The sequence below is a fragment of the Pseudomonas sp. CP4 genome (assembly GCF_047758505.1).
GTDB classification, from domain to species: domain Bacteria; phylum Pseudomonadota; class Gammaproteobacteria; order Pseudomonadales; family Pseudomonadaceae; genus Aquipseudomonas; species Aquipseudomonas fluorescens_AO.
Window position 1 is genome coordinate 3175001 of sequence record NZ_CP180489.1, and the last position, 23683, is coordinate 3198683.

General features: G+C 59.1%; 26 protein-coding genes and 1 rRNA gene (1 of these 27 only partly in view). 16 read left to right on the plus strand and 11 right to left on the minus strand.

Translation table 11 applies throughout. The annotated features are described in order from the left end of the window. The 3 genes from ACMYUN_RS14085 to ACMYUN_RS14095 all read right to left on the minus strand — a co-directional run. Positions 1 to 727, minus strand: a 16S ribosomal RNA gene (locus tag ACMYUN_RS14085); it reaches 810 nt to the left of the window's first position. Positions 728 to 1358: 631 nt separating this feature from the next. After that, a complete protein-coding gene (locus tag ACMYUN_RS14090) occupies positions 1359 to 2579 on the minus strand; it encodes a CaiB/BaiF CoA transferase family protein (protein ID WP_415760919.1) in 1221 nt (406 codons plus the stop codon). A gap of 14 nt (positions 2580 to 2593) precedes the next feature. Further along, a complete protein-coding gene (locus ACMYUN_RS14095) occupies positions 2594 to 3775 on the minus strand; it encodes an acyl-CoA dehydrogenase (protein WP_415760920.1) in 1182 nt (393 codons plus the stop codon). Positions 3776 to 3931: 156 nt separating this feature from the next. On the opposite strand from ACMYUN_RS14095, the gene ACMYUN_RS14100 reads away from it, so the two are divergent. The 10 genes from ACMYUN_RS14100 (at position 3932) to ACMYUN_RS14145 (ending at position 13784) form a co-directional block, all read left to right on the plus strand. Further along, a complete protein-coding gene (locus tag ACMYUN_RS14100; RefSeq protein ID WP_415760921.1) occupies positions 3932 to 4831 on the plus strand; it encodes a LysR family transcriptional regulator in 900 nt (299 codons plus the stop codon). 434 nt (positions 4832 to 5265) lie between these two features. Beyond that, a complete protein-coding gene (locus tag ACMYUN_RS14105) occupies positions 5266 to 6387 on the plus strand; it encodes a Re/Si-specific NAD(P)(+) transhydrogenase subunit alpha (RefSeq protein WP_039757060.1) in 1122 nt (373 codons plus the stop codon). Between the two features lie 15 nt (positions 6388 to 6402). Continuing rightward, the gene (locus tag ACMYUN_RS14110) at positions 6403 to 6723 is read left to right on the plus strand and encodes an NAD(P) transhydrogenase subunit alpha (RefSeq protein ID WP_003220416.1); all 321 of its coding nucleotides are present in this window, start codon (positions 6403 to 6405) and stop codon (positions 6721 to 6723) included. Then, on the plus strand, positions 6723 to 8156 hold the full coding sequence (locus tag ACMYUN_RS14115; RefSeq protein WP_039757064.1) for an NAD(P)(+) transhydrogenase (Re/Si-specific) subunit beta: 1434 nt from the start codon (positions 6723 to 6725) through the stop codon (positions 8154 to 8156). Before ACMYUN_RS14110 ends, ACMYUN_RS14115 begins: the two co-directional genes overlap by 1 nt. Before the next feature lie 214 nt (positions 8157 to 8370). After that, complete coding sequence (locus tag ACMYUN_RS14120; protein ID WP_071173986.1) at positions 8371 to 9864, plus strand: acetyl-CoA hydrolase/transferase family protein; 1494 nt, start codon at positions 8371 to 8373, stop codon at positions 9862 to 9864. 321 nt (positions 9865 to 10185) lie between these two features. Beyond that, positions 10186 to 10401: a DUF1127 domain-containing protein gene (locus ACMYUN_RS14125; protein ID WP_007911656.1), complete on the plus strand. Its 216-nt coding sequence runs from the start codon at positions 10186 to 10188 to the stop codon at positions 10399 to 10401. Between the two features lie 333 nt (positions 10402 to 10734). Further along, positions 10735 to 11052 carry a DUF2388 domain-containing protein gene (locus ACMYUN_RS14130; protein ID WP_415760922.1) on the plus strand — a complete coding sequence of 106 codons (318 nt, stop codon included), beginning with the start codon at positions 10735 to 10737 and terminating at the stop codon, positions 11050 to 11052. A gap of 108 nt (positions 11053 to 11160) precedes the next feature. Next, the gene (locus ACMYUN_RS14135; RefSeq protein WP_064365263.1) at positions 11161 to 11478 is read left to right on the plus strand and encodes a DUF2388 domain-containing protein; all 318 of its coding nucleotides are present in this window, start codon (positions 11161 to 11163) and stop codon (positions 11476 to 11478) included. A 27-nt stretch (positions 11479 to 11505) separates the two neighbouring features. Continuing rightward, positions 11506 to 11826, plus strand: a complete 321-nt coding sequence (locus tag ACMYUN_RS14140) for a DUF2388 domain-containing protein (protein ID WP_039757071.1) — start codon at positions 11506 to 11508, stop codon at positions 11824 to 11826. Then, positions 11823 to 13784 (plus strand): DUF4105 domain-containing protein, encoded by a 1962-nt coding sequence (locus ACMYUN_RS14145; protein WP_415760923.1) that lies wholly within the window; start codon positions 11823 to 11825, stop codon positions 13782 to 13784. Before ACMYUN_RS14140 ends, ACMYUN_RS14145 begins: the two co-directional genes overlap by 4 nt. Positions 13785 to 13842: 58 nt before the next feature. Here the strand turns inward: ACMYUN_RS14145 and trpA are convergent, their stop codons facing one another. Then, positions 13843 to 14652, minus strand: a complete 810-nt coding sequence (gene trpA / locus ACMYUN_RS14150; protein WP_024015029.1) for a tryptophan synthase subunit alpha — start codon at positions 14650 to 14652, stop codon at positions 13843 to 13845. After that, a complete protein-coding gene (gene trpB, locus ACMYUN_RS14155; protein WP_016772302.1) occupies positions 14652 to 15884 on the minus strand; it encodes a tryptophan synthase subunit beta in 1233 nt (410 codons plus the stop codon). Before trpB ends, trpA begins: the two co-directional genes overlap by 1 nt. A 113-nt stretch (positions 15885 to 15997) precedes the next feature. Here trpB and ACMYUN_RS14160 point away from each other — a divergent pair, with 113 nt between their 5' ends. Next, a complete protein-coding gene (locus tag ACMYUN_RS14160; protein ID WP_415760924.1) occupies positions 15998 to 16915 on the plus strand; it encodes a LysR family transcriptional regulator in 918 nt (305 codons plus the stop codon). On the opposite strand, the gene ACMYUN_RS14165 is transcribed toward ACMYUN_RS14160, so the two are convergent. Next, positions 16888 to 17214, minus strand: a complete 327-nt coding sequence (locus ACMYUN_RS14165; protein WP_039757078.1) for a DUF883 family protein — start codon at positions 17212 to 17214, stop codon at positions 16888 to 16890. The two genes, ACMYUN_RS14160 and ACMYUN_RS14165, sit on opposite strands and share 28 nt — an antisense overlap. 166 nt (positions 17215 to 17380) lie before the next feature. On the opposite strand from ACMYUN_RS14165, the gene ACMYUN_RS14170 reads away from it, so the two are divergent. Together ACMYUN_RS14170 and ACMYUN_RS14175 are read left to right on the plus strand one after the other, a co-directional pair. Then, positions 17381 to 17596 carry a dodecin gene (locus ACMYUN_RS14170; protein WP_039757080.1) on the plus strand — a complete coding sequence of 72 codons (216 nt, stop codon included), beginning with the start codon at positions 17381 to 17383 and terminating at the stop codon, positions 17594 to 17596. A 129-nt stretch (positions 17597 to 17725) separates the two neighbouring features. Next, the gene (locus ACMYUN_RS14175) at positions 17726 to 17950 is read left to right on the plus strand and encodes a DUF1161 domain-containing protein (RefSeq protein ID WP_016772306.1); all 225 of its coding nucleotides are present in this window, start codon (positions 17726 to 17728) and stop codon (positions 17948 to 17950) included. 162 nt (positions 17951 to 18112) lie between these two features. On the opposite strand, the gene ACMYUN_RS14180 is transcribed toward ACMYUN_RS14175, so the two are convergent. After that, positions 18113 to 19114 carry an LLM class flavin-dependent oxidoreductase gene (locus ACMYUN_RS14180; protein ID WP_415760925.1) on the minus strand — a complete coding sequence of 334 codons (1002 nt, stop codon included), beginning with the start codon at positions 19112 to 19114 and terminating at the stop codon, positions 18113 to 18115. 240 nt (positions 19115 to 19354) lie between these two features. On the opposite strand from ACMYUN_RS14180, the gene ACMYUN_RS14185 reads away from it, so the two are divergent. Both ACMYUN_RS14185 and ACMYUN_RS14190 read left to right on the plus strand, forming a co-directional pair. Continuing rightward, a complete protein-coding gene (locus tag ACMYUN_RS14185; RefSeq protein ID WP_016772308.1) occupies positions 19355 to 19786 on the plus strand; it encodes an OsmC family protein in 432 nt (143 codons plus the stop codon). A 240-nt stretch (positions 19787 to 20026) separates the two neighbouring features. Beyond that, positions 20027 to 20266 (plus strand): DUF1161 domain-containing protein, encoded by a 240-nt coding sequence (locus ACMYUN_RS14190; protein WP_125917048.1) that lies wholly within the window; start codon positions 20027 to 20029, stop codon positions 20264 to 20266. 4 nt (positions 20267 to 20270) lie between these two features. Here ACMYUN_RS14190 and ACMYUN_RS14195 read toward each other — a convergent pair whose 3' ends face one another. Both ACMYUN_RS14195 and ACMYUN_RS14200 read right to left on the minus strand, forming a co-directional pair. After that, positions 20271 to 20690, minus strand: a complete 420-nt coding sequence (locus tag ACMYUN_RS14195; protein ID WP_310409597.1) for a hypothetical protein — start codon at positions 20688 to 20690, stop codon at positions 20271 to 20273. A gap of 40 nt (positions 20691 to 20730) precedes the next feature. Beyond that, entirely contained in the window at positions 20731 to 21153 is a 423-nt protein-coding gene (locus ACMYUN_RS14200; RefSeq protein ID WP_415760926.1) for a hypothetical protein, read from the minus strand. 58 nt (positions 21154 to 21211) lie between these two features. On the opposite strand from ACMYUN_RS14200, the gene ACMYUN_RS14205 reads away from it, so the two are divergent. Next, positions 21212 to 22303, plus strand: coding sequence for an aminopeptidase (locus ACMYUN_RS14205; protein WP_415760927.1), 1092 nt, complete (start codon positions 21212 to 21214; stop codon positions 22301 to 22303). A 99-nt stretch (positions 22304 to 22402) separates the two neighbouring features. Here the strand turns inward: ACMYUN_RS14205 and ACMYUN_RS14210 are convergent, their stop codons facing one another. After that, complete coding sequence (locus ACMYUN_RS14210; RefSeq protein WP_415760928.1) at positions 22403 to 23053, minus strand: HAD family hydrolase; 651 nt, start codon at positions 23051 to 23053, stop codon at positions 22403 to 22405. Positions 23054 to 23081: 28 nt separating this feature from the next. After that, the gene (locus ACMYUN_RS14215) at positions 23082 to 23627 is read right to left on the minus strand and encodes a gamma carbonic anhydrase family protein (RefSeq protein ID WP_415760929.1); all 546 of its coding nucleotides are present in this window, start codon (positions 23625 to 23627) and stop codon (positions 23082 to 23084) included. Positions 23628 to 23683 lie beyond the last annotated feature (56 nt).

Here is a 23683-nt window from a genome sequence, read left to right on the forward strand (position 1 = left end):
CGCCTTCGCCACTGGTGTTCCTTCCTATATCTACGCATTTCACCGCTACACAGGAAATTCCACCACCCTCTACCATACTCTAGCTTGCCAGTTTTGGATGCAGTTCCCAGGTTGAGCCCGGGGATTTCACATCCAACTTAACAAACCACCTACGCGCGCTTTACGCCCAGTAATTCCGATTAACGCTTGCACCCTCTGTATTACCGCGGCTGCTGGCACAGAGTTAGCCGGTGCTTATTCTGTCGGTAACGTCAAAATTGCAGAGTATTAATCTACAACCCTTCCTCCCAACTTAAAGTGCTTTACAATCCGAAGACCTTCTTCACACACGCGGCATGGCTGGATCAGGCTTTCGCCCATTGTCCAATATTCCCCACTGCTGCCTCCCGTAGGAGTCTGGACCGTGTCTCAGTTCCAGTGTGACTGATCATCCTCTCAGACCAGTTACGGATCGTCGCCTTGGTGAGCCATTACCTCACCAACTAGCTAATCCGACCTAGGCTCATCTGATAGCGCAAGGCCCGAAGGTCCCCTGCTTTCTCCCGTAGGACGTATGCGGTATTAGCGTTCCTTTCGAAACGTTGTCCCCCACTACCAGGCAGATTCCTAGGCATTACTCACCCGTCCGCCGCTGAATCCAGGAGCAAGCTCCTTTCATCCGCTCGACTTGCATGTGTTAGGCCTGCCGCCAGCGTTCAATCTGAGCCATGATCAAACTCTTCAGTTCAAACATCTTTGGGTTTTTAAGAAACCCTAAACTTGGCTCAGCAATCGTTGGTTACATCTTTGATTTCTCGCGGAGTAACTTGTGATGCTGATAATCTTGTTGACTATCAGTCTGACTGCACAAGCACCCACACGAATTGCTTGATTCAGTTGTTAAAGAGCGGTTGGCTAAGATCTTTCGTCTCAACCGAGGCGCGCATTCTACAGCAGCCTCATTTGCTGTCAAGTGATTATTTTCAGAAGTTTTCGAAGAATTCTTCAACAACTTCAACCACTTGCGCTTCCGATCTCTCGTTAGCGGGAGGCGAATTCTACAGCGTTAATCGCTGCTGTCAACACCTCTTTTTCTCCACTTTCGACCGAGAAGATCGAACCGTTAAAAGAGCTACACATCACTGCTCTTTCAACTCCTTCCAGGCTTCGATGATCTGAAGCAAGCCACTGTCGAAAACTTCGTAACTCTTTGAATATCAAGGAGTTTTCCGTTTCGACTGCGCCGGAAGTGGGGCGAATTATAGACCTCTGGAATCTGCCGTCAACCGTTAATTTCGCTTTTCTTTCAATAAGTTGCGTATTGGTTAAAAAACATCCAATCAGATGAGAAAAAGAGCGCCTTCTATATAGAAGAAGACTTAAAGGACGCCTTCCTCCTTCAACATAGTCACCGCACCTGCCTTCAGACCCAGCACCCGCTGCAGAACCTCTAATGTGTGCTCACCCAATAAAGGAGGCGCATGGCGATATTCAACGGGCGTCTCCGACAATCGAATCGGGCTGGCCACCTGAGGCACCATCCCCGCCAATGCATGAGGCAGTTCGATCGCCAGACCGCGCGCCTTCACTTGTGGGTCTTCAAACACCTGCGACAGATCATTGATCGGCCCACAAGGCACACCCGCCAGCTCCAGTTGTGCAACCCACTCGGCCGTGGTCTTGAAGACCGTAGCTTGGCGGATCAACGGGATCAGCACCGCGCGGTTCGCTACCCGCAGCTTGTTGGTCGCGAAACGCGGATCATTCGCCCACTGCGGCTGCCCGGCGACTTCGGCGAACTTGCGGAACTGCCCGTCATTACCTACGGTAAGAATGAAGTCGCCATCCGCCGTAGGAAAGTCCTGATAAGGCACAATATTGGGATGTGCATTACCCAGCCGCTTTGGCGCAGTGCCCGTGGTCAGGTAATTCATCGCCTGGTTGGCCAGACACGCGACCTGTACATCCAGCAACGCCATATCGATGTGCTGGCCGCCACCGCCGTGATCGCGATGAGCCAATGCCGCGAGGATCGCCACCGTCGAATACAGCCCGGTGAGAATATCCGTCAGCGCCACGCCCACTTTCACCGGGCCAGCGCCTTCATCTCCTTCAGGTCGACCGGTCAGACTCATCAAGCCGCCAAGGCCCTGGATCATGAAGTCATACCCTGCGCGCTTGGCGTAAGGACCGGTCTGGCCGAAGCCGGTGATGGAGCAATAGATCAGATTCGGGTTGAGCGCCTTCAGCGATTCATAGTCCAGGCCGTAGGCCGCCAGACCGCCCACTTTGAAATTCTCGATGAGGATGTCCGACTTCGACGCCAGGTCGCGCACCAGCTTCTGCCCTTCAGGCCGGGTGAAGTCGATGGTGACCGACTGCTTGTTGCGATTGGCCGACAGGTAATACGCGGCTTCCGACGTGTTCTCGCCGTAAGCGTCTTTAAGGAAGGGCGGGCCCCAGGCGCGGGTGTCATCACCATTGCCGGGGCGCTCGACCTTGATCACTTCGGCGCCAAGGTCGGCGAGGATTTGCCCGGCCCAAGGCCCGGCCAGCACTCGCGATAAATCCAGTACCCGCAGATGCGACAGTGCGCCCATGGTCCGCTCTCCTATTAATAGAACGCTTGCAGACCGGTTTGCGCACGCCCGAGGATCAGCGCGTGAACGTCGTGGGTACCTTCATAGGTATTCACTACTTCTAGGTTAACCAAGTGACGGGCTACGCCGAACTCATCAGAGATGCCATTGCCACCAAGCATGTCGCGCGCCATTCGTGCGATATCCAGCGATTTGCCGCACGAGTTGCGTTTCATGATCGAAGTGATTTCAACGGCGGCGGTACCTTCGTCTTTCATACGACCCAGACGCAGGCAGCCTTGCAGTGCCAGGGTGATTTCGGTCTGCATGTCGGCGAGTTTCTTCTGCACCAGTTGAGTCGCGGCCAACGGGCGACCGAATTGCTGACGATCCAGAGTGTATTGGCGTGCGGTGTGCCAGCAGAACTCGGCGGCGCCCAGCGCGCCCCAGGAAATGCCGTAGCGTGCGGAGTTGAGACAGGTGAACGGACCTTTCAGGCCACGCACGTCCGGGAAGATGTTTTCTTCCGGCACGAACACGTTGTCCATAACGATCTCACCGGTGATCGAAGCGCGCAGGCCGACCTTGCCGTGAATCGCCGGAGCGCTCAGACCTTTCCAGCCTTTCTCCAGAACGAAGCCACGGATATCGCCGGCATCGTCCTTGGCCCATACCACGAACACGTCAGCGATCGGGCTGTTGGTGATCCACATCTTCGCGCCAGTCAGGCTGTAGCCGCCATCGACCTTGCGCGCCCGAGTGATCATCGCGCCCGGATCGGAACCGTGGTTCGGCTCGGTCAGACCGAAGCAACCGATCCATTCGCCGGAAGCCAATTTCGGCAGATACTTTTGTTTCTGTGCTTCGGTACCGAATTCGTTGATCGGCACCATCACCAGTGAGGACTGCACGCTCATCATCGAGCGATAGCCAGAGTCGACACGCTCGACTTCACGGGCGATCAAGCCATAACTGACGTAATTCAGACCGCTGCCACCGTATTGCTCGGGAATGGTCGCGCCGAGCAGGCCGACTTCGCCCATCTCACGAAAGATTGCCGGATCGGTCTTCTCATGACGGAACGCTTCAAGCACACGCGGCGCCAGACTCTGTTGAGCGAACTGTGCGGCGGTGTCGCGGATCATGCGCTCTTCCTCGGTGAGCTGTTGATCCAGCAGCAGGGGATCGATCCAGTTGAAGCTAGCTTTACCGCCCATGAGTGTGCCCTCGCATCGGGTGAATTAACGTGGCATTGATCCTAGGCGCGGTTCGCCATCGCGGCAAACGAGGATTTCGCATCCTGTTGTGCTAATTTCTCACTTCGAACCGTCGCGAAATGCCATTTATGCGGCGCATTAGTGAGGTTGACGTACATGCGCAGGAAAATCCCCAGCACCGCCGCCCTGATCAGCTTCGAAGCTGCCGCCCGCCATGAGAGCTTTACCCGTGCCGCTGAAGAGCTGTCACTCACCCAGGGCGCCATTTGCCGACAGATCGCCAGCCTCGAAGAGTTCCTCAGTGTGCAACTGTTCCGGCGCTCGCGACGAGGGGTGAAGCTGACGGAAGCGGGACTTTCCTACAGCCGCCGGGTGGCGACTCAGCTCGATGCAGTGGAGCGCGATACCCTCTCGGTGATGGGCCAGCAGGGCACCAACGTTATCGAGCTCGCCGTGGTGCCGACTTTCGGCACGCAGTGGTTACTGCCACGCCTCAAGGATTTCCAGCTCCAGCACCCGGAAGTGACCGTCAACCTGACCAACCGCACCCGGCCCTTCCTGTTTGCCGACACCGAATTCGATGCCGCGATTTACTTCGGCGACGCCGACTGGTCGGGTACCGAATCCCACAGGTTGATGGGCGAAAATCCGATGCCGGTGTGCAGCCCCGCCCTACTCGGCGATCACACGCAGCTGACAGCGCCAGCCATCGCCGAGCTACCGCTGCTTCAGCAGACCACCCGACCTTACGCCTGGCGCCAATGGTTCAACTCGCAACAGCTGAATATTCCGCGCGACATGACGGGTCCACGCTACGAGCTATTCTCCATGCTCGCCCAGGCAGCCATGCACGACATGGGCGTCGCGCTGATTCCGCCGTTTTTGATCCAGCGCGAGCTGGCAGAGAAACGTCTGGTGGTTGCCAACCCTCAAGCGCTCTCCAGCATCAAGGCCTATTACCTTATGATTCCGGAGCGAAAGGTCGAATCAGCATCACTGAAGGCATTTCGCGACTGGCTGGTAAATCAAGCGCAGAGCTACAGCCTAGAAGAATAAAGGCTCTGCGCAATACTTAACCCCGTAGTCAGAAAAAACAAAGCCCTACAGATATAACTATTTGTCGCTTTTGCGCAGACTGTATCCGAAAGTCGTACAGACGTCCCGCAAGCTGCCAAACACGTGGCCTTGAGCCTCTAATGGCGACTCATTGCTGCCTATTCACGCCACCGATGCGAAATTTTTCAAAATTCAGCCAGAATCCTTGCAGGGCACGGTCTGCAAGGGGTTCACCTGGCCATCTGCGACATTCGGTCACGGCATGACTTGTAGTTAATTTTCCGTCACCCGTCATAATCCCTTGAAGGGCATAAAGTTCGCCTGCAAAATGCCGCGCCCCGCCCTGATTCGGCGGGATCGTGCTGATCGGCCGCCCCAGTCGCACCATCCGTAGTGCATGGGTTTACTCAATAAGATCACGCAGGAGATTTGACGTGCACATTGGTGTTCCTCTCGAAACCCAGACCGGTGAAACACGGGTTGCTGCAACCCCGGAAACCATCAAGAAGCTGATCAGCCAAGGCCATAAGGTCACTGTACAAAGCGGCGCCGGCGTCAAAGCCAGTGTTGTTGACAGTGCCTATGAAGCGGCCGGCGCAAGCATTGGCAGCGCCAATGATGCGTTTGGCGCCGAGCTGATACTCAAAGTGGTCGCGCCAAGCGATGCCGAACTGACGCTGATCAAGCGCGGTGCGGTGCTGGTGGGTATGCTCAACCCATTCAACAACGAGACCATCGCGAAGATGGCTGAGTGCGGCATTACCGCGTTCGCCCTCGAAGCGGCGCCGCGTACCTCGCGGGCGCAGAGCCTTGATGTGTTGTCGTCGCAAGCGAACATCGCCGGTTATAAAGCGGTGCTGCTCGCCGCTCACTATTACCCACGCTTCATGCCGATGCTGATGACTGCTGCGGGCACCGTGAAAGCGGCGCGCGTGCTGATTCTCGGCGCGGGTGTGGCCGGTCTGCAGGCGATTGCCACGGCGAAACGTCTGGGTGCGGTCATCGAAGCGTCTGACGTACGCCCAGCCGTTAAGGAACAGATCGAATCCCTCGGCGCCAAGTTCGTCGACGTGCCGTACGAGACCGATGAAGAGCGCGAATGTGCCGTCGGTGTCGGCGGTTACGCGCGGCCCATGCCGGCGAGCTGGATGCAGCGTCAGGCCCAGGCTGTGCACGAGCGCGCCAAGCAGGCCGATATCGTCATCACCACCGCGCTGATTCCGGGCCGCAAGGCGCCGACGCTGCTGAGCGCCGAGACCGTGGCGCAGATGAAACCGGGCTCGGTGGTCATCGACCTTGCCGCCGCCCAGGGTGGCAACTGCCCACTGACCGTCGCCGATCAGGTCGTTGTGGAAAACGGTGTGACCATCGTCGGCCCGACCAACCTCGCCGGTGAAGTCGCTGCCGATGCTTCGGCGCTGTACGCACGCAACCTGCTGGACTTCCTCAAGCTGGTGTTCACCAAGGAAGGCCAGTTCGACGTCAACCTCGAAGACGACATCGTCGCCGCGTGCCTGATGTGCCGCGACGGCCAAGTCATCCGCAAAAACGCCTAAGCAGGGATTCAGACGATGGAAGAGCTTATCTCCCCCGGTATCTACAACCTGATCATCTTCGTGCTGGCGATTTATGTCGGTTACCACGTGGTCTGGAACGTTACACCTGCGCTGCACACACCGTTGATGGCGGTGACCAATGCCATTTCCGCAATCGTGATAGTCGGCGCCATGCTCGCCGCTGCGCTGACCGTCACGCCGCTGGGCAAGACCATGGGCACGCTGGCTGTGGCACTGGCGGCGGTTAACGTCTTCGGTGGCTTCCTGGTCACCCGCCGCATGCTTGAGATGTTCAAGAAGAAAGCCCCGAAAGCAAAAGAAGAGGCGCCGAAGTAATGAGCATGAATCTCGTCACGACGCTCTACCTGATCGCGTCGATCTGCTTTATCCAGGCCCTCAAAGGCCTGTCGCACCCGACTACTTCGCGGCGCGGCAACCTGTTCGGCATGCTTGGCATGGCGTTGGCTATCATCACCACGGTCGGCCTCATCTATAAGTTGGGCGCTGAGCTGGCTACGGCTGGTATCGGTTATGTCATCGTTGGTCTGCTGGTCGGCGGCACCGCCGGTTCGATCATGGCCAAGCGCGTTGAAATGACCAAGATGCCGGAACTGGTAGCGTTCATGCACAGCATGATCGGCCTCGCGGCGGTGTTCATTGCCATTGCGGCGGTAGTTGAGCCGCAGTCGTTGGGTATCGTTAAACAGCTGGGCGATGCGATCCCGGCGGGCAACCGTCTGGAGCTGTTCCTCGGCGCTGCGATCGGTGCGATCACCTTCTCCGGTTCGGTGATTGCCTTCGGCAAGCTCTCGGGCAAGTACAAGTTCCGCCTGTTCCAGGGCGCGCCGGTACAGTTCGCCGGTCAGCACAAACTCAATGCGATTCTGGGTCTGGCTACGCTGGTGCTCGGCCTGACCTTCATGTTCACCGGCAACCTCACGGCGTTCGCGCTGATGCTGGCGCTGGCGTTCGTGATGGGCGTGTTGATCATCATCCCGATCGGCGGCGCCGACATGCCGGTGGTGGTGTCGATGCTCAACAGCTATTCCGGCTGGGCGGCGGCGGGGATCGGCTTCTCGCTGAACAACTCGATGCTGATCATTGCCGGCTCGCTGGTGGGTTCGAGCGGCGCGATTCTCTCGTACATCATGTGCAAGGCGATGAACCGTTCCTTCTTTAATGTGCTGCTCGGCGGTTTCGGCAATACGGCAGATGCAGGCCCTGCTGGTGCGCAGGAAGCCCGTCCGGTGAAGTCCGGCTCGGCTGATGATGCAACCTTCCTGCTGACCAACGCCGACACCGTGATCATCGTCCCGGGTTACGGCCTGGCAGTGGCCCGTGCACAACACGCATTGAAGGAACTGACCGAGAAGCTGACCCATCGCGGCGTAACCGTGAAGTACGCGATCCACCCGGTTGCCGGTCGCATGCCTGGGCACATGAACGTCCTGCTCGCCGAGGCCGAAGTGCCTTACGACCAGGTGTTCGAGATGGAAGACATCAACTCCGAATTCGGCCAGGCCGATGTGGTGCTGGTGCTCGGTGCGAACGACGTGGTCAACCCGGCCGCGAAGAACGATCCGAAGTCGCCGATTGCCGGCATGCCGATTCTCGAAGCGTTCAAGGCCAAGACCATCATCGTCAACAAGCGCTCGATGGCCAGCGGCTATGCCGGTCTGGACAATGAACTGTTCTATCTGGACAAGACCATGATGGTTTTCGGCGATGCGAAGAAAGTCATCGAAGACATGGTCAAAGCGGTCGAGTAATTCACCGTTGCAATAGCGAACGCCCCGACCTGTCGGGGCGTTTTTGTTTGCGCCACACACTGGACAATTTACCGCGTTGTTGCAGATCCGGTAACGGTGTTTTACTGCAAACCCGCGAAATAGAGGCCTCGTTTGCGACCTTGGTAGCGGGACAGGCGCCGGCCAAATTCACTAGACTGCGCATCCTGCTACTCGTTGCCCGAGATAATAATCCATGTACCGTGACCGTATTCGCCTGCCTTCGTTGTTGGATAAAGTGATGAGCGCTGCCGACGCTGCCGCTCTGATTGAGGACGGCATGACCGTCGGCATGAGCGGTTTCACCCGCGCCGGCGAAGCCAAGGCCGTTCCCCACGCACTGGCCGAGCGCGCCAAGGTCACGCCGCTGAAGATCAGCCTGATGACCGGCGCCAGCCTGGGCAACGACCTCGACAAGCAACTGACCGAGGCCGGCGTGCTGTCGCGGCGCATGCCGTTTCAGGTCGACAGCACGTTGCGCAAGGCAATCAACGCCGGCGAAGTGATGTTCATTGACCAACATCTCTCGGAAACGGTCGAGCAGTTGCGCAACCAGCAATTGAAACTGCCGGACATCGCCGTCATCGAGGCAGTCGCCATCACCGAACAAGGCCATATCGTGCCGACCACTTCGGTGGGCAACTCGGCCAGCTTCGCGATCTTCGCCAAACAAGTGATCGTCGAGATCAACTTGGCCCACAACGCCAACCTCGAAGGTCTGCACGACATCTATATCCCGACGTACCGCCCGACGCGCACGCCAATCCCGCTGGTGAAAGTCGACGATCGCATCGGCAGCACGGCGATTCCGATTCCACCGGAGAAGATCGTTGCGATTGTCATCACCCAGCAGTCGGACTCGCCGTCCACGGTGTCGGTACCGGACGTTGATACCAACGCTATCGCCGAACACCTGATCACCTTCTTCAAGCAGGAAGTTGCGGCCGGCCGCATGACCAACAAGCTTGGCCCACTGCAGGCCGGCATTGGCAACATCGCCAACGCGGTGATGTGCGGCTTGATCGACTCGCCGTTCGAAGACCTGACCATGTACTCGGAAGTGCTCCAGGATTCGACTTTCGACCTGATCGATGCCGGCAAGCTGAGCTTTGCCTCGGGCAGTTCGATCACCCTGTCCGAGCGGCGCAACAGCGACGTGTTCGGCAACCTGGAGAAGTACAAGGACAAACTGATTCTGCGGCCGCAGGAGATCTCCAATCACCCGGAAGTGGTGCGCCGTCTGGGCATCATCGGCATCAACACCGCGCTGGAGTTCGATATCTACGGCAACGTCAACTCCACCCATGTCTGCGGCACGCGGATGATGAACGGCATCGGCGGCTCCGGCGACTTCGCGCGCAATGCGCATCTGGCGGTATTCGTGACCAAGTCGATCGCCAAGGGTGGCGCGATTTCCAGCGTGGTGCCGATGGTCAGCCACGTCGACCATACCGAGCATGACGTCGACATCTTGGTGACCGAAGTCGGCCTCGCCGACCTGCGTGGCCTGGCGCCACGGGAGCGTGCACGAGTGATCATCGACAACTGCGTGCATCCAGACTTTCGCCAGGCACTGAATGACTATTTCAGCGCTGCCTGTGCAATCGGTGGGCACACCCCGCACATTCTGCGCGAAGCCCTGAGCTGGCATATGAACTTGGAAGAAACCGGGCGCATGCTGGCGGTGTGATTCACACAGATAACCACCGAGGCAAACACAGTTTTGCCTCGGTGGGTGTGCGCGAGAAGCAGGATCGCAAAAAACTGTACTGCTGTACCGGTCTTTTCCTACAGCAAAGTCCTACTCAATCCCCAGATACGAGCCGAAATGCACCAACCGAGTGCAGACAGGTACAGTTTGCCCAATTTCGACCCGTACACCATGCATAAACAGTTAACTGCTCGCTCACAATACAAATGAACTGTATCTACAGAGACTATCCAAACGAGAGGATCATGGGCACCAGTCAAACCACTACCTGATCCCGCCACAAGCGGAAGGATGTCAACCATGGAACGTACACTCAGTTCCGAACTGTTCTTCGAAGACAAAGCTGTAAACACCCAGGCTTCCCTGCCTCTGCGCGTTATCGCCAATCTGATGTTGTGGCAGCGCCGCATCTCCAGCCGCCATCAACTGGCCCGTCTGGATTCGCGTCTGCTGGCTGATGCCGGTATCAGCGAAGCACAACGCTACGAAGAGCTGAGCAAGCCGTTCTGGCGCTAAGCAGCGTCGCTGGCTCTGGTCTTCAGACCCACCGCCAGCAACCCGAATTGCACAAGCAGAACCCGTCGTGGGAAACCACGACGGGTTTTGTCGCTTCAGGGGCTTTGAATGCTCTAAAACGCATAACTGAATGAGCACAGGTACAATTTTCGAATTCTCGTATGACGCCAGTACAGTCATCCAGAACCTTTGCAGTATCACTGGCCACCACTGGGCGAACCGCATTTGCCAGCCTAATATCCCTGCAGAACGTGGCGAACGTTGCGCAACAGGCGTCTGACTCCTCAGATACCGAGCCACCTCTCACTACGGTTTATCCAAAGGAGTTCCATCATGACCCGTCTTCGCCTGCTCAGTGCCGCTGCCCTGCTGGCCGTGGCTGCCAACGCCAGCGCTACCAGCTTCATCGTGACTACCGACTCGATCGTCGGCGCGCTGAAAGCCTCTTCCGATGCCACTTCCGATGTGACCTCCTCTTTCCGTGACGACAAGATCGTCCTTGCCGCCCGCGACGATGCCGCCAGCTTCGTCGCCAGCGAAGGCGACATCCGCGGGGTGAAACTGGAAAGCGCGCTGGACCACATTCGCCATCACGCGCCACAACTCAATGCCACCGACGCCCAATTGGCTCAGGCCATTCTGACCCTCTGATCGTTTGCCGCATGGCGGGACACGCCAGCCGTGTCCCGATGTTTCAATGCTGGCTCTGGCCCGGGCATTTGCGCTAGCCTTCAGGCTCGTTAACAGTTGTCGAGTCCCATGCGCTTTCTTCCAAACCTGCTCATCTCTTCTACTTTATTCACCGCCTGCTGGGCGATGTCCGCTAACGCCTTCGACGCTTTCAATGCATCGACTCAAGGCACGGTTGTCAGCGGGTACGCCACCAGCATGGTGTCTTCTGCGCCGTTCGACCGTAAACTGCTGCTCGCCGCCCATGATGACGCGGCCGCCTTCGTCGCCAGTGACGGTGAATGGCGGGGCGCACGGCTGGAATCCGCGCTGCACTACCTGCGCAAAACCCGGCCAAAACTTCATGCCAGCGACCTTGAACTGGCAGAGGCAATTCTCGTCCAATAGTTATCCTTGTCCTTCCGGAGTCGTTCCATGCGTAGCCCGCTGATTGCTGCCGCCCTTGGCCTGTTTGTGTTGGCCGATGTGGCCCAGGCGCACACCCTGGTAGCCACCAGTAACATCATCGTTCGTGCCTCCCAGCGCACCATCGATTTCACCTCCGATACCACCACGTCGATTCGCGATTCGAAAATCATCCGCGAAGCCCACGACGACGCCGCCAGTTTCGTCGCCAGCAACGGTGACATCCGTGGCGCGCACCTCGAAGCCGCCCTCAACACCTTGCGTACCCGCGTGCCGGAAGCACGCGACGCCAGTGACCAGGTACTCGCCGAAGCCATCCTCGCACTGTGAGGTCCGTTGGCGCCTGGCTGCTGGCCGGAGCGTTGTTGCTGCTTGGCAACAGCGCCCACGCCGGCCTGCAATTGCGGCTCAAGACCGAGGGTTTGAGCCCGGCTCAAGTACAGGCCAGTCAGGCGCTGATCGATGAAGCCATGCACAAGCTGCCGCCGAGTTTCATCGAGCGGCTGGATCGGCGCATTGATGTCGGCTGGACCGATGACATGCCTGCCAACGCTTACGGGCAGGCAACGCTGGTTGCCGAGCTCGATCTGAATCGCAAGCTGCTCGACGGTCTCACCGATGGCAGCGCGGCGAAAGAGAAAACCAATCGCCCCCACGGCACTGTGCGCGAGGAACTGCTGGCCACGGTGCTGCACGAAATTACCCACATTTATGATCGCGCGCGTTTATGGCCGAGCGCCGAGCGCACGTTGATCCAACGCTGCACCCGACGCTTCAACAGCGCCGGGCTGATCGGCATTCCCGATGAGTGTCGCGGGCAGAACGGTCGCCGCTTCACCATCAGCGACGACCCGCGCCTGCTTGACCTGGCCGGGTGGCAGCAGTACGTCGGCCGCCGTGGCGAGCGTGAACAACACAACCGCCAGATCGCCCGCAGTCCGGATCTTTACGAGATCTCCAGTCCCAAGGAATTCGTCGCGGTCAACATGGAGTACTTCCTCCTCGACCCGAGCTACGCCTGCCGCCGCCCGGCGCTGTATCGCTATTACAAGGAACATTTCGGCTGGGCGCCGCCAGCGCAGGACACCTGCAGCAAGAGCTTCGCCTTTCTCAATGCGGGCAATGACTTCGCCAAGCAGCCTCTGGGGCAAGTCGATCCGGAACGGGTCTACGCGGTCGATTACCTGCTGGCCGAGGCCAATCAGAACTGGGTCAGCCGCTGGGGTCACAGCATGCTGCGCCTGGTGATCTGCGCCCCCGGTCGCCCGCGTGGCCCGGATTGCCGCCTCGACCTCGATCAGCACCTGGTGCTGTCCTATCGCGCTTTCGTTGGCGATGTGCAGCTGTCGAGCTGGGACGGACTGGTCGGCAAATACCCGTCACGGCTGTTCGTGTTGCCGCTGGCGCAAGTGATCGACGAATACACCAAGACCGAGCTGCGCAGCCTCGCTTCAGTGCCGCTGAACCTGTCTCGCGAGGAAATCGAAGGCGTGGTCGAACATGCTGCCGAGATGCACTGGAGTTACGACGGCAACTACTTCTTCCTGTCCAACAACTGCGCGGTGGAAGGCTTGAAACTGTTGCGCAGCGGCAGCAATAACAGCCAACTGGTCGGCCTCGACAGCATCATGCCCAACGGCTTGCTCGAGGTGCTCAAGGGCCGTGGTCTGGCCGACACCAGTGTGCTCGACGATCCGAAAGAAGCGCTGCGCCTGGGTTACCGCTTCGACTCGTTCCGCGATCGCTATCAAGCGATGTTCGATGTATTGAAGAAGCAGCTGCCGATCAAGCAGACCACTGTCGAAGACTGGCTGTCACTCAGCGCTGAACAACGCCGCGAATGGTTCGACCGCGCCGACCTGCGCACCAGCGCGGCGCTGTTGCTGCTCGAGCAAGCCAGTTTCCGCCGGCAGTTATTGCTGGCCCAGGACGAGGTCAAGCAACGCTACCTCGGCGCCCGCGAGCTGGAAAATGGCGGCATGGACAAAGCCAACGCGACCTTGCAGGAGATTCTCGCCAACAGTGGCTTCCTCAGCCGCCCGGCGGAACTGCTCGACTCCAAGGGTTACGGACTGCCCCAGCCGAGCGAGTTCGGCCGACTGGAAGCGGAAAGCAGCCAGCGGCAGAAGAAGCTGCTGGCGCTGTCCGGCGACCTCGATACTGAAGTGCGCAAGCTGCTCGAACCCAAGCGCGCCGCCGAGATTGCCGCCAGCGAGGCCAACGTGAAGCAGATTGGCGAGCATTTGCGCAAACTGCACAAAGCTTCGGGCGGACTGCAATTACCCTGAGCACAAAAAAAGGCTTCAGAACGCCTGTTCTGAAGCCTTTTTGTTTTCCCCTGCGGTCTTAGACGCGAGCCTTGCGCACGCCTTGGGACAGCGCCGAACAAAGGCTCAACACGCCATCGATGGCCTGTTCAGGCGTATCGGCACTGGCGATGTGATCGATCAACGCCGAGCCCACCACCACACCGTCAGCCAGACGCGCGATGGCCGCAGCCTGCTCCGGCGTACGGATACCGAAACCGATGCTGATCGGCAGATCGGTATGCCGACGCAGACGTGCAACCGCCTCTTCCACATGTTCCAGAGTCGCTGCACCGGCACCGGTGACACCTGCGACCGACACGTAGTAGACGAAACCGGAGCTGCCGTTGAGCACACGCGGCAGACGCGCGTCGTCGGTGGTCGGCGTGGTCAGGCGGATGAAGTCCAGGCCAGCAGCCTGCGCCGGGTCGCACAGCTCTTCGTTGTGCTCTGGTGGCATGTCGACCACGATCAGGCCGTCAACGCCAGCCTCTTTGGCTTCGGCGATGAAACGCTCGACGCCGAATTTGTGAATCGGGTTGAAGTAGCCCATCAACACTAGCGGCGTGTCGCTGTTGCCTTCACGGAACTCGCGAACCATTTGCAGGGTTTTCGCCAGATTCTGTTTGGCGCCCAGTGCGCGGATATTGGCCAGCTGGATCGCCGGGCCATCGGCCATCGGATCGGTGAACGGCATGCCCAGCTCGATCACATCGGCACCTGCGGCAGGCAGGCCTTTGAGGATTGCCAGCGAAGTGTCGTAGTCAGGATCACCTGCAGTGACAAAGGTCACCAGCGCGGCGCGGTTCTGTTGCTTGAGGTCGGCAAAGCGGGTTTGCAGGCGGCTCATCAGTGTTTCTCCTGCTGCGACTGTTGCATATGGTGCATCACGGTTTGCATGTCCTTGTCACCACGGCCCGAGAGGTTGACCACCATCAGGTGATCCTTCGGCAGCTTCGGTGCGCGCTTGAACACTTCGGCCAGAGCGTGGGCGCTTTCCAGGGCAGGAATAATCCCTTCCAGGCGGCAGCATTTGTGGAACGCTTCAAGAGCTTCATCATCGGTTACCGAGGTGTACTGGACGCGGCCGATGTCATGCAACCAGGCGTGTTCAGGGCCGATGCCCGGATAGTCGAGGCCAGCGGAAATCGAGTGAGCGTCGATGATCTGCCCATCGTCGTCCTGCAGCAGGAAGGTGCGGTTACCGTGCAGCACGCCCGGCACCCCGCCGTTCAGGCTGGCCGCGTGCTTGCCGGTTTCGATGCCGTAACCGGCGGCTTCGACGCCGATGATCTCCACGCTCTTGTCGTCGAGGAACGGGTGGAACAGGCCCATGGCGTTGGAACCGCCACCGATGCACGCCACCAGACTGTCCGGCAGACGACCTTCCTGAGCCTGCAGCTGATCGCGGGTTTCCTTACCGATAACGGCCTGGAAGTCGCGGACCATTGCTGGATACGGGTGTGGGCCGGCTACGGTGCCGATCAGGTAGAAGGTGTTGTCGACGTTGGTCACCCAGTCACGCAGGGCTTCGTTCATCGCGTCTTTGAGGGTGCCGGTGCCAGCCACGACCGGGATGACTTCAGCGCCGAGCAGCTTCATGCGGAAGACGTTGGCCTGCTGACGTTCGATGTCAGTGGTGCCCATGTAGATCACGCAGTCCAGCCCGAAACGCGCAGCAACGGTGGCAGTAGCCACGCCGTGCATGCCGGCGCCGGTTTCGGCAATGATGCGCTTCTTGCCCATGCGCCGTGCCAGCAGAATCTGGCCGATGCAGTTGTTGATCTTGTGCGCGCCGGTGTGGTTCAGCTCTTCACGCTTGAGGTAGATCTTCGCGCCGCCGCAGAACTCGGTCAGGCGTTCGGCGAAATACAGCGGGCTCGGACGTCCGACATAATCACGCTGGAAGTAGGCCAATTCTTCCTTGAATGCCGGATCTTCCTTGGCCGCTTCGTATTCGCGAGCGAGGTCGAGGATCAATGGCATCAGGGTTTCCGCTACATAACGGCCACCGAACGCACCGAACAGGCCGTTGGCGTCAGGGCCGTTACGCAGATCAGAGGTGTTCGAAGTCTGGGTCATGGGTCGCTCCAGGTGAATTCGGTCAGAAGACAATGACGATCACTCTACCCCTGACTTTCCAGGCTGAAAACCGATAAGATCGCCACAACCTGTCAGGAAAACTCACAGATACCATGAGCCATGACCTTCCCCCGCTGAATGCCTTGCGCGCCTTCGAGGCCACCGCCCGTCTGAACAGTGTGAGTCAGGCTGCCGAACAGCTGCACGTCACCCACGGCGCCGTCAGCCGCCAGCTCAAGGTGCTCGAAGAACATCTAGGGGTGAGCCTGTTCGTCAAGGACGGCCGCGGCTTGAAACTCACAGATGCCGGAGCGCGTCTGCGCGATGCCAGCGCTGAGGCGTTCGATCGGTTGCGCAGTGTTTGCGCCGAACTTACGCAAAGCACAGCGAATGCGCCGTTCGTGCTGGGTTGTTCGGGGAGCCTGCTGGCGCGCTGGTTTATTCCGCGTCTGGGGCGGCTGAATGCCGATTTGCCTGATCTGCGCTTGCACCTGTCGGCCGGTGAAGGCGATCTCGATCCCCGCCGCCCGGGGCTGGACGCGCTGTTGCTGTTCGCCGAGCCACCGTGGCCGGCCGATATGCAGGTCTATGAACTGGCGGCGGAACGCATCGGCCCAGTGATGAGCCCATTGTTCAGTGGTTATAAGAACCTGCACGACGCTCCTGCCGCAGAATTGCTCGAGCAGCCCTTGCTGCACACCACCTCTCGCCCACAAGCCTGGCCCAGCTGGGCGCAGCAAAACCACCTCGATCCCAAGGCGTTGAAGCTCGGGCAAGGTTTTGAGCATTTGTATTATTTGCTGGAGGCGGCTGTTGCTGGACTTGGCGTGGCAATCGCGCCGGAGCCGCTGGTAACCGAAGATCTGAAGGCGGGGCGCCTGGTTGCGCCATGGGGCTTCTGCGAAACCCAGGCGCAACTGGCGTTGTGGCTACCCAAGCGCGCCGCAGACGGACGCGCCCGGCAACTGGCGCAGTGGCTCAAGAACGAGCTGCGCCAGACTGATCACTCGCCGCGCTTGAACAAAAAGTAGGCGGCGAGCAGACCGATTGCACCGACAGCCACGCCGGCTGTGGTCCATGGGTGTTCCTGCGCGTAGTCACGAGTGGCAATGCCGGTCTCGCGGGTTTTCACTTTGACTTCTTCGTACGCGTCGCTGAGTAGATGACGGGAATGTTTCAGCGCACTTTCAGCGTTGCTTTTCAGCGCCTTGAGGGTCTTGCGCGACTCGTCCGAAGCATCGTCTTTCAAGCTTTCCAACGATTTGAGCAGACTCTCGATCTCGGCTTCCATGCTTTGCAACGAGGCTTTACGTAAAGAGGTGTTGGCCATGGTGGCTCTCCTGCATTGGTGATGAGTGGCGTGTGTTGGTTGGGACTTCACCACTTCGAGAAAGTGCAGAAATTCTGAACTTCGGCAGCGCAGCGGCGCCGAAAACAACAGTGCAATTGCCTGCTAGTCTCAATTTCACACGCCATTCCAACCCAAGGAGATCGCCATGAGTGACCATCACACGTACAAGAAAGTCGAACTGGTCGGTTCGTCCACCACCAGCATCGAAGACGCCATCAACAATGCCCTGGCCGAGGCCAACAAGACCCTGCGCAATCTGGAATGGTTTGAAGTGACTGAAACCCGCGGCCACATCGAAAACGGCCAAGTGGCGCATTTTCAGGTAACGCTGAAAGTCGGCTTCAAGATTGTCGCCAGCTGAGTTTGAGCTAGTCTTCTGAACTTGCGCGCTGGCCGAGTGCCATAGGGAATGGCAAAGCGCTACAAGGTGAGCGCATCGGGTGGATGACTCGATGCCCGCCTCTTTCAATCCGACCAGGGAGTGCGACCGATGAAGAAGTTCATGTTGGCAGTAGGTTTGTTGAGCCTTGCGGGTGGTGCATTTGCAGCCGGCAAACCTTGTGAAGAGCTGAAAAGCGAAATCGCAGCGAAGCTCGACGCCAAGGGCGTTTCCGGTTATTCGCTGGAGGTTGTCGACAAGGGTGCAGCGGCTGATGGCGATGTCGTCGGCAGCTGCGAAGGCGGCAGCAAGGAAATCGTCTACAAGCGCGGTTGATTGCGCCTGAAATACAAAAGCCGACGTCGATGCGTCGGCTTTTTTATGCAGAACAGATTTCTTTGTAGGAGTGAGCCTGCTCGCGATCGCGGTGTGACAGTCACAAATGCTGTGACTGAAGAAATGCCATCGCGAGCAGGCTCACTCCTAAAAAAGTGCGCTTTATCCCTTCATGACTTGGGCCAGCAGCTCGTAGGAATGCACGCGATCCGCATGCTCGTACAGGTCAGAGGTGAAAATCAGCTCGTCCGCCTGGGTCTGCTCGATCAACACCTCAAGCCTGGCGCGGATCTTCTGCGGGCCGCCGACCATGGCGAGGCCGAGGAAATCGCCCACCGCTTCACGTTCATGGGGCAGCCACAGACCGTCCATGGTTTTCACTGGCGGACGCTGCACCAGGCTCTGGCCACGCATCAACGCAAGAATGCGCTGGTACACCGACGTCGCCAGGTAATCGGCTTGCTCATCGGTATCCGCTGCCACCAACGGCACGCCGAGCATCACGTAAGGCTTGTCGAGCACCGCTGACGGTTTGAAGTGATTGCGGTAGATGCGGATCGCCTCGTGCATGAAGCGCGGCGCGAAGTGCGAGGCAAAGGCGTAAGGCAAGCCGCGCTCACCCGCCAATTGCGCGCTGAACAGGCTTGAGCCGAGCAGCCAGATCGGCACGTTGGTGCCGGTGCCGGGCATGGCGATCACCCGTTGCTCAGGGGTGCGCGGGCCGAGGTAGCGCATCAGTTCGGCGACGTCTTCAGGGAAGTCGTCAGCGCTGCCCGAGCGCTCACGGCGCAAGGCGCGGGCGGTCATCTGGTCCGAGCCGGGCGCGCGGCCCAGACCCAGGTCGATGCGTCCCGGGTACAGGCTCTCGAGGGTGCCGAACTGCTCGGCAATCACCAGCGGCGCATGATTGGGCAGCATCACCCCGCCGGAACCGACACGGATCGTTGAAGTGCCACCAGCCAGATAGCCGAGCAACACCGAAGTGGCCGAACTGGCGATGCCGTCCATGTTGTGGTGTTCGGCGACCCAGAATCTTGTGTAGCCGAATTTCTCGGCATGCTGCGCCAGATCCAGCGAGTTGTGCAGCGATTGCGCCGCGCTGCCGTTTTCGCGCACCGGCACCAGGTCGAGGGTGGAAAATTTAACGTCGGACAGTTTTTTCATGAACCTGCATCTCCGGGTGGGGAGGCAGGTTTTTCTTGCGAACGAAAACCTGCCAAATCCATAAGCGTGTTTTATGGAATGAGGGCATATACCCGAGATTCAATAGCAGCGTCGAAATTTCCTACTAAAAAAGTCAACGATTCAGCCAGGCTGAACTTTGTTCTGCCGTCTATCCTCAGAAGCCTTGCTAGTAAAAACCGTGACGGCGCGGCGTTCCGCGCCACATTTGAGGAGGCAGACATGGCTATCGTGAAAAAGGCATCGGCGCATTGGGAAGGCGACCTGAAAACCGGTCTCGGCTCGATCTCCACCGAAACCGGCGTACTGCGCGAAGCACCGTACGGCTTCAAGGCGCGCTTTGAAGGCGGCAAGGGCACCAATCCGGAAGAACTGATCGGCGCGGCCCACGCAGGGTGCTTCTCCATGGCGTTTTCGATGATTCTCGGCGACGCCGGCCTGAAGGCAGACAGCATCGACACCAACGCTGAAGTTACTCTCGATCAGGTTGACGGCGGCTTCGCGATCACTGCGGTGAAGCTGATTCTCAAGGCGAAGATCCCGGGCGCAACTCAGCAACAGTTTGAGGAGTTGAGCAACAAGGCCAAGGAAGGTTGCCCGGTTTCCAAGGTGCTGAATGCGAAGATCACCCTTGAGGCTTCGCTGGTCAGCTGATTCGGCGTTTGCAGCGCTGACGCCTTCGCGAGCAGGCTCGCTCCCACAGGGGATTTGTGCACATCGCAGATCCGGTGTGGGAGCGAGCCTGCTCGCGAAGGCAATCTCGAAACCAGCTCAGCGGCCGGCAATTAATACAAGGTGTGAGCAAAGTCAGAACCCGCTCTGTAAAAATGTGGTCGAATAATCGACAGCAGCTTCAGCGCACACCCGTGCGCGCTGCCTCAAGGAGCTTCATCGATGAAACGTATTGGCTTGGCGATCCTTTGCAGTGCACTGGCCACGTCCGCTTTCGCAGCCCCCAAGGACTGCGAAGAGCTCAGAAAGGAAATCGAGATCAAGATCCAGGCGAAGGCCATTCCCTCATACACACTGGAAATCATCACGGCCGAAGAGGCGAAGCAGCACGACTCAGCCATGATCGTCGGTTCTTGCGAGAACGGCACCAAGCGCATCATCTATCAGAAAAACGACAGCTGAAGCGCTAGATGATGCAGTTGAACTCGCGGTCTTCAGCAACGATTTCGCGTTTGGCATTGTACAAACGTGCGCTCGGCGTGAATGCCAACGAACGTCCTTCCAGCAGATAACGCTGGCCGGCTTCGAAGTGGTCGTAGCGGATCGTCAGATAACACAAACGCTCGACCGGGCCGGTGAGCAGACTGCCACCGCCGCCAAACACTTCGAAGTCGAAACGCACCCGCAGCTCGTGGCTGCCGGGCGTCACCTGGAAGAAGCGCCCGTCGTTCAAGCGCTGGTTGTCGAGGCGCTCGGCCATCAGCAACTTGCCGCCGGGGCTTGGCGTTGAGAAGTCGACCCAGGCCATGTGCGGGTCAACCGGTGGCAATGGCGTCTGGCAACCGGCGACGAGACCGACAACGAACAACAGCAGCAAGGTACGCATGGTGGATATCCGCAGGTTTTAACAGCCAGCATAGCGCCGATCAACTGCTCTGACAGCCCGCCGGCGTACCCCGACCGACGACCTTGCGCTGTTCGTCATAAAGCTTGGCCCAAGGCCGGAAGCCGATGCTGCCCGCCTGCAACTGATAGCGCTGGCCGGCGTTGAAATCCTTGAATTTCACGCTCAACTGGCAATCGCGCCACAGCGGTTCGGCAGTCGGGCCGATGTTGGTGGCTTCGACCGGAAACTGATAGCGCACCTTCAGCTCATGGCTGCCGGGCTGCACTTCGAAATAACGTTTGTCGACAGCCTGTGTGGCATCGACTTGCACGGCTTGCAGTGCCGTGTCGTGTTGGCGGGCGTCGAGATCGATCCAGGCTTGCGAAGGGTCGGGGTCGGGCATTCCGAATCCGGCACAACCGGCCAGCGTCAGCAGGCCTCCTGTCAGCATCAACATGCGCATAGCGGTGCTCCTTGAGGCGGGATAGTCTTGGGGCAGACTTTCCGGGGAATTTCTTATTTTGATCAGGCCGTATTCCAGCCTTGGGTTACTTGATCGCGTTTTTCCGATTTTGTTTCCGGGTGTGTTGTTTTTGTTGCTCAACGGTTGCGCCAGCGTCAGCTATTACAGCCAGTTGGCCAGCGGACAATTGCAGTTGCTGCGCGCGCGGGAGCCGGTCGAGCAAGTCATTGCCGACCCAAGCCGCGATGCCAAATTGCGCGCGCATCTGGCTCAATCACAAAAGGCCCGCGCGTTCGCCAGCGAGCATCTGCACCTGCCGGACAACCAGAGCTATCGCCTGTACGCCGACCTTGGCCGGCCGTTCGTGGTGTGGAACGTGTTCGCCACCACAGAGTTTTCCCTCACGCCGCAGAATCACTGCTTCCCGATTGCCGGCTGCGTGGCCTATCGCGGCTACTACAGCCAGAGCGCCGCCCGTGGCGAAGCGGCGCTTCAGCGCTTGCAGGGCATGGACGTGTCGATCGGCGGGGTCGAGGCGTACTCGACGCTTGGCTGGTTCAATGACCCGATCCTCAATTCGATGATGGGCTGGGGCGATGAGCGGCTGGCCACGCTGATTTTTCATGAGCTGGCGCACCAGAAGTTCTATGTAAAGGACGACACCGAGTTCAACGAGTCATTTGCCACGTTTGTCGAGCAGGAAGGGACGCGGGATTGGCGGGCGTTTCGCGGCTTGCCGGCGGAGTCGGATGCCAGGCTCAAGCAGCGTGACCAGTTCATCGAACTGGTACTCGCCACGCGTTCTCGACTGGAGAAGCTGTATGCGCAGCCACTGTCGGTCGAGCAGATGCGAGAGCGCAAAGCGGCGGAGTTCGAGCGCTTGCGCCGGGAGTATCGGGTCATGCGCGACAGTCAGTGGGCCGGGGACAAGCGCTATGACGCCTGGGTCAACGCGCCGCTGAACAACGCGCGACTGTTGCCGTTCGGGCTGTATGACCAGTGGGTGCCGGCGTTCGCGGCCGTGTTCCGGCAGGTGGGTGGGGATTGGCCGAGGTTTTATGCCGAGGTTGAGCGGTTGGGACGATTGCCGGTTGATGAGCGCAAGGCGGCTTTGAGGGCCTTGGCCATTCCTGAGTCCTCCAGCGGCTGAACGGGCCTCATCGCTGGCAAGCCAGCTCCCACAGGGCAGCGGTGAGCCTGAAGATATCGCTAACCTGTGGGAGCTGGCTTGCCAGCGATAGCCATCTGATCAGCGCTGCAAAAACGCCTGATGCAACTCGTCCAAGGTTTCAAAGTGATAAGCCGGCGCCTCGGCATTCAACTCCTCGAAACTGCCAAACCCATAGCCCACCGCCGCTGCATCCAGGCCATTGCTGCGGGCGCCGATCAGGTCATGCTTGCGATCGCCGATCATCAGGGTCTGGGCCGGGTCGAGGCGTTCTTCCTCAAGCAGGTGCGCAATCAGCTCAACCTTGTTGGTGCGCGTGCCGTCCAGTTCGCTGCCGTAGATCACTTTGAAATGCCCGGCGAAGTCGAAGTGCCGGGCGATCTCGCGGGCAAATACCCACGGCTTGGACGTCGCGATGTACAACTGCCGCCCCTGCCCGCTCAAGGTTTCCAGCAACGGCGTGACCCCGTCGAATACTCGGTTTTCGTAGAGGCCGGTGACCTTGAAGCGCTCGCGATAGAAATTCACCGCTTCCCAGGCCTTGGCCTCGTCGAACCCGTAGAACTGCATGAACGCTTGCAGCAGCGGCGGACCGATGAAGTGTTCCAGTTTGCTCAGGTCCGGTTCGTCGATGCCGAGGTTGGCCAAGGCAAATTGAATTGAGCGGGTAATGCCCTCACGCGGGTCGGTCAGGGTGCCATCGAGGTCGAACAGTACGGTCTGGTAATGCATGGAAATTCCCGGGCAGGTGTAGGGCCATTCAGAGCTGGTCGTAGCCTTCGGCCAGATGCAGGTCCTTGAGCTTGACGTAGTTAGCCGCGCTGTAAGTAAAGAAGGCGTTTTCCTTATCGGTCAGCGGGCGCACTTGCTTGACCGGGCTGCCGACGTACAGAAAGCCGCTCTGCAGACGCTTGCCCGGCGGCACCAGGCTGCCAGCGCCGATGATCACGTCGTCCTCGACCACGGCGCCGTCCATGACGATGCTACCCATGCCGATCAACACGCGGCTGCCAACGGTGCAGCCGTGCAGCATGACCTTGTGGGCGATGGTCACGTCATCGCCGATCAGCAGTGGAAAACCGTCCGGGTTGAACGGGCCGGCGTGGGTGATGTGCAGTACGCAGCCATCCTGCACGCTGGTGCGCGCCCCGATGCGGATGCGGTGCATGTCGCCACGGATCACCGTCAGCGGCCAGACTGAGCTGTCTGCGCCAATTTCGACGTCGCCGATCACCACCGCCGAACCGTCGACGAATGCGCCGTTGCTCAGGAGGGGGGTGTGATTCTGGTATTTGCGAAGGGACACGATTAGTTCTCTCTCTGTCGCCGATAGCTGCGGTGAGTGTCGATTGTAATTAAGAT